This is a genomic window from Streptomyces niveiscabiei (assembly GCF_001419795.1).
GTDB lineage: Bacteria > Actinomycetota > Actinomycetes > Streptomycetales > Streptomycetaceae > Streptomyces > Streptomyces niveiscabiei.
In genome coordinates this window covers 1-10,540 of sequence record NZ_LIRL01000648.1, presented here as the reverse complement: position 1 = coordinate 10,540, position 10,540 = coordinate 1, and the positions used below count along the sequence as shown (strand labels likewise).

Below are 10,540 nucleotides of genomic sequence, written 5' to 3'. Positions count from 1 at the left end.
ATTCACTTGGACGTCCTACTATCTATTTAGTAGGACGTCCAAGTATCTGGCCGTACGTCGCTGGAAGGTCCCCATGAGCGAACTGCACCGCCCCACGCACCCCGTCCGGCTGGTCACCGCCTCCGCGCTGTTCGACGGCCACGACGCGTCGATCAACATCATGCGGCGGATCTTCCAGGCGCAGGGCGCGGAGGTGATCCACCTCGGGCACAACCGCTCCGTGCGCGAGGTCGTGGACGCGGCGCTGGAGGAGGACGCGCACGGCGTGGCCGTCTCCTCCTACCAGGGCGGGCACGTCGAGTACTTCGAGTACCTGGTGGAGTCGCTGCGCGAGCAGGGCGCCGGCCACGTCCGGGTGGTCGGCGGCGGGGGCGGCGTCATCGTCCCGGAGGAGATCACCCGGCTGCGCGCGTCCGGCGTGACGATCTTCTCGCCGGAGGACGGCCAGCGGATGGGCCTCGCCGGGATGGTCAACTCGGTCGTCCAGGACTGCGACTTCGACCTCTGGGACGGCCACCCGGCCGACGTCGACGCCGTGCTCGCCGGCGACCGCTCCGCCGTGGCCCGCGCCGTCACGGGAGCCGAACTCGGCAAGCTGCCCCCGGAGTTCATGCGGACGCTGCGCGCCACGACGCGTACCGTCCCGGTCCTCGGCATCACCGGCACCGGCGGCTCCGGCAAGTCCTCGCTCACCGACGAACTGGTCCGGCGCCTGCGGGTCGACCAGCAGGACAAGCTCCGCATCGCGGTGATCGCCGTCGACCCGACCCGGCGGCGCGGCGGAGGCGCCCTGCTGGGGGACCGGATCCGGATGAACTCCCTCGACGGCAACCGGGTGTTCTTCCGCAGCCTCGCCACGCGCGGGAGCCGCGAACTCCCCGAGCACCTCGCCGACGTGATCGACGTCGTGAAGGCCGCCGGGTTCGACCTGGTGATCGTCGAGACGCCGGGCATCGGGCAGGGGGACGCTGCGATCGTGCCGTTCGTCGACACCTCGCTGTACGTGATGACACCGGAGTTCGGTGCCGCCTCCCAGCTGGAGAAGATCGACATGCTCGACTTCGCCGACACGGTCGCGATCAACAAGTTCGAACGCCGGGGCGCGAAGGACGCGCTGCGCGACGTGGGGCGCCAACTGGTCCGCAACCGCGAGGAGTTCGGCAAGAAGCCCGAGGACATGCCGGTGTACGGCACGTCGGCGGCGACCTTCAACGACGACGGCGTCACCGCGCTGTACCAGCACCTGCGGGGCGAACTCGCGGACAAGGGGCTGCCGTTGGCGGAGGGCTCGCTCCCGCACGTGGACGTCCGGCACTCCTCCGGCATCCGGCAGGTGGTCCCGGCGGAACGGGTGCGCTACCTCGCCGAGATCACCGACACGGTCCGCGCCTATCACGCGCAGACCCTCCACCTCGCGGACGCCGCGCGGCGGTTGCAGCGGCTCACCGAGGTCGAGGGCGAGTTGGCGCGGGCGGGGTCCGACGCGGCGAACCTGGCGCCGCTGATCAAGAGCGCCCGTCGGGACCTGCCGGGCGACATCGCCGACGAGATCGCGAACTGGCCCGCTGTCGTGGCCAGTTACTCCGGCGACGAGCAGGTCGTCACCGTACGCGGCAAGGAACTGCGCACCCGGCTCACCCGCGAGTCCCTCTCCGGCAACAAGATCCCGCGCGTCGCCCTGCCCCGGTTCACCGACCACGGCGAGCTGGTGAGCTACTGGCGCCGCGAGAACCTGCCGGGCCGGTTCCCGTTCACCGCGGGCGTGTTCCCCTTCAAGCGGGACGGCGAGGACCCGGCGCGGATGTTCGCGGGCGAGGGCGACCCGTTCCGCACGAACCGGCGCTTCAAGCTGCTCTCCGAGGGCCAGCCCGCGACCCGCCTGTCCACGGCGTTCGACTCGGTCACCCTCTACGGCCGCGACCCCGACGAACGCCCCGACATCTACGGCAAGGTGGGCACCTCCGGCGTCTCCGTCGCGACCCTCGACGACATGAAGGCCCTCTACGACGGCTTCGACCTGGTCGCCCCCACGACCTCCGTGTCGATGACGATCAACGGCCCCGCGCCGACGGTCCTGGCGTTCTTCCTCAACACGGTGATGGACCAGCGCACCGACGCGTTCCGCGAGGCGGAGGGCCGCGAACCGTCGCCCGAGGAGGCGCGGTCACTGCGCGCCGAGGCGCTCGCGAGCGTGCGCGGCACGGTCCAGGCCGACATCCTCAAGGAGGACCAGGGCCAGAACACCTGCCTGTTCTCCACCGAGTTCAGCCTCCGCATGATGGCCGACATCCAGGAGTGGTTCATCGAGCAGAAGGTCCGCAACTTCTACTCCGTCTCCATCTCCGGCTACCACATCGCCGAGGCCGGGGCGAACCCGATCAGTCAGCTCGCCTTCACCCTCGCCAACGGATTCACCTACGTCGAGGCGTACTTGGCGCGCGGCATGCACATCGACGACTTCGCCCCCAACCTCTCCTTCTTCTTCTCCAACGGCATGGACCCCGAGTACGCGGTCCTCGGCCGGGTCGCCCGCCGGATCTGGGCGGTCGCGATGAAGGAGAAGTACGGCGCGAACGAGCGCAGCCAGAAGCTGAAGTACCACGTCCAGACCTCCGGACGCTCCCTGCACGCCCAGGAGATGGACTTCAACGACATCCGCACCACCCTCCAGGCGCTCATCGCCCTCTACGACAACTGCAACAGCCTGCACACCAACGCCTACGACGAGGCGGTGACCACCCCCACCGAGGAGTCGGTGCGCCGGGCGCTCGCGATCCAGCTCATCATCAACCGCGAGTGGGGGCTCGCGATGAACGAGAACCCGCTCCAAGGCTCGTACGTCATCGACGAGTTGACCGACCTCGTCGAGGAGGCGGTGCTCCAGGAGTTCGAGCGGATCAGCGAGCGCGGCGGTGTCCTCGGCGCGATGGAGACCGGGTACCAGCGGGGCCGGATCCAGGACGAGTCGATGCTGTACGAGCAGCGCAAGCACGACGGGACGCTGCCGATCGTCGGCGTCAACACGTTCCGCAACCCGCACGCCGGCACCGCCGCCCCCGGCCCGGTGGAGCTGGCGCGGGCGACCGAGGAGGAGAAGCGGTCCCAGCTGGAGCGGGTCGTGGAGTTCCGTACGCACCACCGGAGCGAGGCCCACGAGGCACTGGCCGCGCTGAAGGAGGCGGCGGTGGGGGACGGCAACGTGTTCGCGGTGCTGATGGAAGCGGCCCGGGTGTGCACGCTCCAGCAGATCACCGAGGCGTTCTTCGAGGTGGGGGGCCAGTACCGGCGGAACGTCTGAGCGGACGCGGGGCGGCTTCCGGGCGGGGTCTGCTGGAGCCGGCGTGAAAGGTTCGTACAGGAGGAGTACAACTTTAAGTCTCAAGATTCCCTTGGGCGGGTCCGGCTGTGAGGCTGGGGACACGGGGTGATGTCTCAGTCGGACCGAGCGACCAGGAACTGAAGTGACTCACGACCACAGGCCCCACGGGGCCGGCCCCGCCCTGCTGACCCTCGTACTCACCGGACTGCTGGGCCTCGGCTGGGCGGTGTCGGGAATCCGGCCGACCTCCGTCGAGGCCCCCCGCCTCCAGCCCCATCCGGTCTACGGCGACGGCGTGTTCGTGGTGCGGATGGACATGGTGGCGGGGCCGGCGGTCCGGCCCGTCGCCCCGGCCGGCCCCGAGGGGCGGTTCCCGTCCCCCTCGCCACTGCCGCCACCCGTGCCGCCGGGGTGAGGGGGTACGTCACCCGGGGGAGCGGCTCGGGCTGCGGGGGCGTTGCTGCGATGGCGGGGACGGTGGCGGCGGCGCCGGATGTCGAGGGCGGTGGCGGTGGCGCCGGATGTCGGGGGCGGCGTTACGCCGCGGTCCCGCCCGCGTAGTCGCTCGCGAACGTCGTCTCGATCGTCGTGGCGACCGGCTGCGCGACTCCGGTCCCGGTCAGGACGACGCCCAACTCCCGGTTGCTGCCCAGTGAGTTGGAGCTGAGGTTCATCGAGCCGGCCTCCACCGTCTGCGTGGCCAGCCCGTAGTCGGCCACCATCGCCTTCGCGTGGATGTAGAACCCGTCGGGGTCGGAGTACCCCACGACGGTCCCGCCCGCCGACTCGATCCGGGACACCTCGGACGCGTAGGACGACGGGGTCTCCAGAACGACCCGCACCTTCACCCCCGCCGCCGCACGCGCGGCGATCGCGTCGACGACCGCGCTGTCACTGAACTCCAGCTCCTCGACGTCCAGCGTGCTGGTGGCCCCGTTGATGACCGACAGGAGCCGGTCGCGGGAGTCGGTGGGGGACCAGAGCAGATGGTCGCCGTCGGTGGGAGTGACCGCCGCTCCGGTGTAATCGGCGTCGAACACCTTCTCGATGGCGGCGACATCACGGCTGTCGTCGTCGAACACCCCGTAGTCGCGCCCGGTGGCGTAGTACTGCGAGGTCAGATTCCCGGTGAGGACAAGGGACTTGGTGCCGTCGACGGTGATGGTCTTCTGGTGGGTGTAGACGTACGAGGCGGAGGACCAGGCGACCCCGACACCGGCGGCGGTGAGCGCCGTGTACGCGGAGCTGTTCGCGGACTTGTGGGCCTGGTCGAGAACGACCCGTACGGTCACCCCCTTGTTCTCCAGGGCGATGAGGTCGTCGACGGCGGTGGTGTCCTCCAGCTCGTACATCGTCATGTCGAGCGAGCTGGTCGCGGAGTTGATGAAGTCGTAGATCTGCGGCTGCCCGCCGCTCTGCGAGAAGGCGAACGCGGAGTAGCTCGCGGCGCTCGCGGGGACGGCGGTGGCGACGACGGCCGCGCCGGCCGCGAGGGCGATGCCGGTACGGCCGATGACCTTCCACAACATGCGTGACTCCTGGGCGAGTTCGAGGGGGAGCCCGCCCGGGGGTCGGCGGGGTGCGAGAAGAACACCACGCGCGTAGAACGCCGGAGAAGGTCCGCCCGGTGAACTCGGGGTTACCGGGCGGGTATTGAGGTGGGGCAAAGCGGACTTCGTGCAGGTGGGGGGCGGGTCAACCGGGTCCCGCAAGATCGCAAAGAGTGCGTGTTGCCCCTCCCGGGGCGTCGATCCCCCTTCCCTCGGGGCGTCAATCGCCCTTCAGCACAGGCGTGTTCGCCGCGAACGTGTCCGCCGCCGCCAGGTCGAAGTCCCCGTGATCGCTGCCCAGCCCCTGCGCCACGAGAGCCGCTGCCGCGCACCCCAGTACCGCGGACTCCACGGGCGTACGCCCGAGCCCGATCCCGCGCAGGAACCCGGCGGAGAAGGCGTCACCGCACCCGGTGGTGTCGACGATGTCGACCGCGAACGCCGGTACGGTCACGGTCTCTTGGGCCGTCACCACCAGTGCCCCACGCGCCCCCATCGTCACGGCGACACAGCCCACGCCGCGCTCCAGGAAGACCCGCGCACCCGCCTCGACGCTCTCCGCGCCGGTGAACCCCACGACCTGGTCCTCGTTGGGGAGCAGGTAGTCGACGTACGGCAGCGCGTCCGCGATCCAGTCGAACAGGCCGCTGTCGCCGCCCGCGAGGATGTCCACCGAGGTGACGGTCCCCGCCTCCTGCGCGGGCCGCAGGATCTTCGCCGCCGCCTCCCCGCCCATCAACTCCGGTGCGCCCAGGTGGAGATGGGTGGACGCGGCGATCTCGGCGTGCGGGGCGTCGTCGGGGCCGTAGGTGATGTTCGCGCCCAGCACGTGGAACGCGGGCCGGCTCCCGTCGGGCCGGATCGGCAGCACCGACGCCGAGGTCTGGGCGTCGTCGCGGCGTACGACGAGGGACGTGTCGACGCCGAACCTGCCGAGCAGGCTCAGCATCAGGTCGCCGATCGGGTCGGTCCCGATCGCGCCGGCCGTCCGGACCGCCGCGCCCAGCTTGGCGAGGGTCACCGCGGTCCCGGCCGCCGTGCCCGCCGGGCCGAACCGGATCTGGTCGACCAGTGTCGCGCCCTGCCCGTCCGGGATGGACTCGACGGGGCGGACCTGGACGTCGAACACGTGGGCGCCGAGCGCTATGACCGACTGACTCACGGGGCTCTCCCTCTTCCTGTTGCCGGACTCGTTACGGCTTCGCCGCGCGCGTACTGCCGTACCCGCTGTTCAACGCGGCGGTGATGACGGCGACTTGCTGCTCCTCGTCGAGCGCGCGCGGGGTGCCGAGCGCGGCGGCGCGGGCGTAGACGTCGCAGGCCCACTCCAGCAGGAGCGCGTTCTCCACGGCCTTCTCCAGCGTCGGGCCGTGCACCACCGCGCCGTGGTTGGCCATCAGCGCCGCCGACTTGCCCTCCAGCGCGGCGAACACGTGACCGGCCAGCTCCGGGCTCCCGAACACCGCGAACGGCGCGACCCGTACGGCGCCGCCGAGCAGCAGCATCTGGTAGTGCACGCAGGGGAGTTCGTCGAGGACGAGGGAGAGGGCGGTGGCCCTGGGGGAGTGGGTGTGCACGACCGCGCCCGCGCCGAAGCGCTCGTAGATCCCGAGGTGCAGCTCCAGTTCCGAGGTGGGCGCCAACTCCCCTTCCAGCACCCGGCCTTCGAGGTCCACCACGGTCACCTCGGCGGGCGTCGCCCGGCCGAGCACCGCGCCTGTCGCGGTGACCGCGACGCCGTCGTCGGTCCGTACGCTCACGTTTCCCGCGGTGCCGATCAGCAGGCCCGCGTCCGCGAGCCGCCGACTGGCCTCCGCGACCGCGTGCCGCGCCTGTGCGGCCGGATTCGCCTCCGTCATGACGCGAAAGGTAACCTGAACATGAAACAAAGTCACGTTTGGTTTCGGGATTGGAGCGAGAACGCGTGGAACCCCCGGCAGGACAGGGCGAGTTGACCGGCGTACGGCTCAGGCGTACGCCCCGGCAGGCCCGTTCCGTGGAGAAGGTCGCCCGCGTGCTGGCGGCGGCGGAGCGGCTGCTCGCCGAGGAAGGCGTCGATGTCCTCACCACGACCCGGGTCGCCGCCGAGGCCGGGGTGTCCACCCGCACCATCTACAACCACTTCCAGGGCAAGGACCACCTCTTCTCCGACGTCCTGCACGACAGCGCGAGCCAGGTCGCCGACGCGTTCGTGGCGACCGTGAGCGAACACCTCGCCGGCACCGACGCCCGCGCCGACCTCCTCGTCCTCGGCAACGCCCTCGTCGGCCAGCGCACCCAGTTCCCCGAGCACTTCGCGATGATCCGCCAGATCAGGGCCGAGGAGCAGCACTTCCCGCCCTCGGTGATCGACACCTGGCGCCAGGCGGGCCCTCTGCGCGTCCAGCAGGAGGTCACCCGCCGCCTCGACGACCTCGCCCGCGCGGGCCTCCTCGACTCCGACGACGCCCCCCGCGCGACCGCCCACTTCGTCGCCCTCGTCAACTCCGAGATCAGCCCCCACGGCGACCCCCAGACACCGGCCCAGATCCACGCCTGCGTCACCAGGGCGGTCGACGCCTTCCTCCACGGCTACGGGGGGCGTTGACGGCACGGGGGGTGCGGGAGGCGCCGGTGCGGGGACCGCGTACGTTCGAGGCGTACGCGTACATGCCGATGTGAGAGGACGTGCACATGACCGCTCCCTGGACCGTTCCGGGACTCCCCTTCCCCCTCAGCCCGTCGTCCGACAAGGCGTGGGCCGTCGACGGGGCCACCGTCACGGTCACCGCCGCCCCGCGCAGCGACATCTTCATCGACCCCGGCACCGCCTCGCAGCTCAACGCCGAGTCGATGCTCAACGCCGCCACCCTGCTCGGGACTCCGCCGGAGGGTGATTTCCAGTTCAGCGCGCGGGTCACCGTCGAGTTCGGGGCCACCTTCGACGCCGGGGTGCTCCTCCTGTGGGTCGACGAACGGCACTGGGGCAAGCTCTGCTTCGAGTACTCGCCCGACGGGGAGCCGATGATCGTCTCCGTGGTCGCACGGGGTGTCGCGGACGACGCGAACGCGTTCGTCGTCGACGGGCGGACGGCGTGGCTGCGCGTCTCGCGGATCGACGGGGCGTACGCCTACCACGCCTCCCTCGACGGCGTGACCTGGCGCATGATCCGCTTCTTCGCCCTCGACGACCCCGGCGCGCGGGCCACGGTCGGCTTCGAGGCGCAGTCACCGACCGGCGACGGCTGCCGGGTCACCTTCGACGACGTCCGCTTCACCCGCGAGCGGCTGGCGGACCTGCGGGACGGGTCCTGACACACGGGTCCGGCGCCCACCTCGGTGAGCGCCGGTGCCCCTCGTCCGCGCGGTGAACGGGGAGGTCAGGCGGGGGTGAGCCGCAGGAGGGCGCAGCCGTGCGCGGGGAGGTCGAGGGTCAGGGCGCGGCCGTCGTGCGGGGTGTCGGTACGGGTCCACAGGTCCCGGAACCGGTCGTCGGGGAGCGCGCCGATCGAGCCGTGAGGGACGGTGACGCTCTCGGGGGTGTCCGCGAGGGAGAACACCGCCGCGTAGCGGGTCCGGCCGTCGGCGTCGTCGGCCGTCCACAGGACGAGGTTCCGCTCGCGCAGCACCTCGCGGTTGTTGCGGCTGTGCAGGAGGACGTCGAGGGCTTCGCCGTTGGTGAGCAGGTCGATCGTCTCCGGCGGGCTGGTGGGGAGGTCGCCGCCCATCATCAGCGGGGAGCGGGAGACGAACCACAGCGTGAGCAGGCTGATCTGCTCGTCCCGGGTCAGCCGCGACATGCGGTCCTCGCCGCGCTCGGCGCGGATGCCGATGCGGCCGAGGGGGAGCATGTCGGCGTCGGCCCAGCCGTCCGGGCCCTGCGCGGGGGCCCACCGCGCCATGCGCCCGAACTGCGCCTCGACGTCCTCCCACCGGTCCCACAGGTCGTCGCACACACGCCACATCGTGGCGTTCTCCCGCAGGTGGCCCAGGTGCGCGAGGGACATGTCCGTACCGGGGGAGAGGCTCAGCTCCATCGGCCTGCCGCTGCGCTCGATGGCGCGCGCGTACGCCGCGATCTCCCGGTCGTGGTACGGGACGAGCATGTCGTCGGCCTTGATGAAGTCGACCTCCCACGCCGCGAACTGGGCGACCTGCGCGTCGTAGTACGCCTGCGCGCCGGGATGGTCGTGGTTCAGGCCGTAGTTGTCGGGGTTCCAGGGGCAGACCGAGGAGGTGTCGGCGATCTCGTCCGCCGTGAAGTCGGTCCCGGCGACGGGCAGCCGGCCGGCGACCGCGCGACGCGGTATGCCGCGCATGATGTGCAGGCCGAAGCGCAGCCCCAGCGCGTGGACGCGGTCGGCGAGCGGCTTGAACCCGGCGCCGTCGGCCGCCGACGGGAACCGGTTGGGCGCCGGCATCTGACGGCCGTACGCGTCCAGGACCACCGGCGGGTCCTCGTTGTAGCCGTGCGCACGGGCCGTCGGCTCGTACCACTGGATGTCCACCACGACCGTGTCCCAGCCGTACGGCAGCAAGTGCTCGTGCAGGAAGGCCGCGTTGGCGAGCACCTCCTCCTCGGTGACGGTGGGGCCGTAGCAGTCCCAGCTGTTCCAGCCCATCGGCGGGCGCAGGCGTCGTTCGGGGAGCGGGCGTACGGAGCGAGTCATGGCGGTTCGCTTCCTGGGAGGGCGGATACGCACGGTGTGATCTTGTACAGGTTGCCTCACGGGGACCGGGTACGACCAGAGGGGGAAACTTTCGCCGCAGTGGTCGCACGGGGGCGTGCCGGCCCGCCCTCAGCGCAACACCCTCACCCCCCGGAGCCGGTTGAGCGCGGCGGCGATCTCGTGGCGGCGCGGTACCGCGAAGTCGTCGTCGTGGACCGTGCGCAGCGCGGCGACCGGGTCCGCGCCCGCGAAGTCCGCGTCGAGGAGGTCGAGGGCCTCGGCGAGCGTGCGGTCACGGGTCAGGTGGCCGTGGCGGACGAGGAGTTCGAGGGCGAGGCCGATGCCGGTGACGTGGGAGGCGTCGGCGAGGGGTTCGACGGCCCGCAGGTCGATGTCGTGCTCGCCGAAGACCAGGTAGTCGGTGCCCCGGGAGCGCACCCGGCTGCGCCCCTTCGCCGTGGAGTCCACCGACGCCGGGTCGACCCGCCGGGCGACGACCCCCGGGAAGGAGTCCGCCTCGGCCCGCCGCCCCGTCGGCACGGCTGCGATCTCCCGCGCCCGCCCGCTCACGTCGTACGGCCGGTACGCGTCCATCATCACCACCCGGTCGGCGACTTCGAGATAGTCACCGCTCCCGCCCATCACCAGCACCGTCGACACCCCGTGGTCCCGGTGCAGGGAACGGATCGAGTCCACCAGCGGCGTGAGCGGCTCCCGCTCCTTCGCGACCAGCGCCTGCATGCGGGCGTCCCGGATCATCAGGTTGGTCGCGGCGGTGTCCTCGTCGATGAGCAGCACCCGCGCCCCGCTCTCCACCGCCTCGCACAGGGACGCCGCCTGCGACGTCGACCCCGACGCGTTCGGCGTCGAGAAGTCCGCCGTGTCCGACCCGTCCGGCAGATGGCTGACGAACGCGTGCACGTCCACCCGCTCCACCGGACGCCCGTCCTCCGCGCGGATCTTCACCGTGTCCGCCACCGAGACCGCCAGCTCCCGCCCGTCCCCCGGAACGTGGTCCCACA

Annotated in this window: 9 protein-coding genes; 4 read left to right on the top strand and 5 right to left on the bottom strand. The window is 71.3% G+C overall.

What is annotated here, in order from left to right:
* Window positions 1-73 precede the first annotated feature (73 nt).
* Together icmF and AOK24_RS29230 are read left to right on the top strand one after the other, a co-directional pair.
* Complete coding sequence (gene icmF, locus AOK24_RS29235) at window positions 74-3,298, top strand: fused isobutyryl-CoA mutase/GTPase IcmF (RefSeq protein ID WP_055723046.1); 3,225 nt, start codon at window positions 74-76, stop codon at window positions 3,296-3,298.
* Between the two features lie 163 nt (window positions 3,299-3,461).
* Entirely contained in the window at window positions 3,462-3,734 is a 273-nt protein-coding gene (locus tag AOK24_RS29230) for a hypothetical protein (RefSeq protein WP_055723045.1), read from the top strand.
* A gap of 121 nt (window positions 3,735-3,855) precedes the next feature.
* On the opposite strand, the gene AOK24_RS29225 is transcribed toward AOK24_RS29230, so the two are convergent.
* The 3 genes from AOK24_RS29225 to AOK24_RS29215 all read right to left on the bottom strand — a co-directional run bounded on the left by AOK24_RS29225 (window position 3,856) and on the right by AOK24_RS29215 (window position 6,728).
* A complete protein-coding gene (locus tag AOK24_RS29225) occupies window positions 3,856-4,848 on the bottom strand; it encodes a phospholipase D-like domain-containing protein (protein ID WP_055723044.1) in 993 nt (330 codons plus the stop codon).
* 241 nt (window positions 4,849-5,089) lie between these two features.
* Window positions 5,090-6,031: a carbohydrate kinase family protein gene (locus tag AOK24_RS29220; RefSeq protein ID WP_055723043.1), complete on the bottom strand. Its 942-nt coding sequence runs from the start codon at window positions 6,029-6,031 to the stop codon at window positions 5,090-5,092.
* Window positions 6,032-6,062: 31 nt separating this feature from the next.
* Complete coding sequence (locus AOK24_RS29215; protein ID WP_055723042.1) at window positions 6,063-6,728, bottom strand: class II aldolase/adducin family protein; 666 nt, start codon at window positions 6,726-6,728, stop codon at window positions 6,063-6,065.
* 65 nt (window positions 6,729-6,793) lie between these two features.
* Here AOK24_RS29215 and AOK24_RS29210 point away from each other — a divergent pair, with 65 nt between their 5' ends.
* Window positions 6,794-7,456 carry a TetR/AcrR family transcriptional regulator gene (locus AOK24_RS29210; RefSeq protein ID WP_159052023.1) on the top strand — a complete coding sequence of 221 codons (663 nt, stop codon included), beginning with the start codon at window positions 6,794-6,796 and terminating at the stop codon, window positions 7,454-7,456.
* Window positions 7,457-7,542: 86 nt separating this feature from the next.
* Window positions 7,543-8,163 (top strand): DUF1349 domain-containing protein, encoded by a 621-nt coding sequence (locus AOK24_RS29205; RefSeq protein WP_055723041.1) that lies wholly within the window; start codon window positions 7,543-7,545, stop codon window positions 8,161-8,163.
* A 65-nt stretch (window positions 8,164-8,228) separates the two neighbouring features.
* Here AOK24_RS29205 and AOK24_RS29200 read toward each other — a convergent pair whose 3' ends face one another.
* Both AOK24_RS29200 and AOK24_RS29195 read right to left on the bottom strand, forming a co-directional pair.
* Window positions 8,229-9,518 carry a glycoside hydrolase family 27 protein gene (locus tag AOK24_RS29200; protein WP_240554183.1) on the bottom strand — a complete coding sequence of 430 codons (1,290 nt, stop codon included), beginning with the start codon at window positions 9,516-9,518 and terminating at the stop codon, window positions 8,229-8,231.
* Window positions 9,519-9,647: 129 nt separating this feature from the next.
* A partial coding sequence (locus AOK24_RS29195; RefSeq protein ID WP_240554182.1) for an ABC-ATPase domain-containing protein occupies window positions 9,648-10,540 on the bottom strand: 893 nt, incomplete at its 5' end.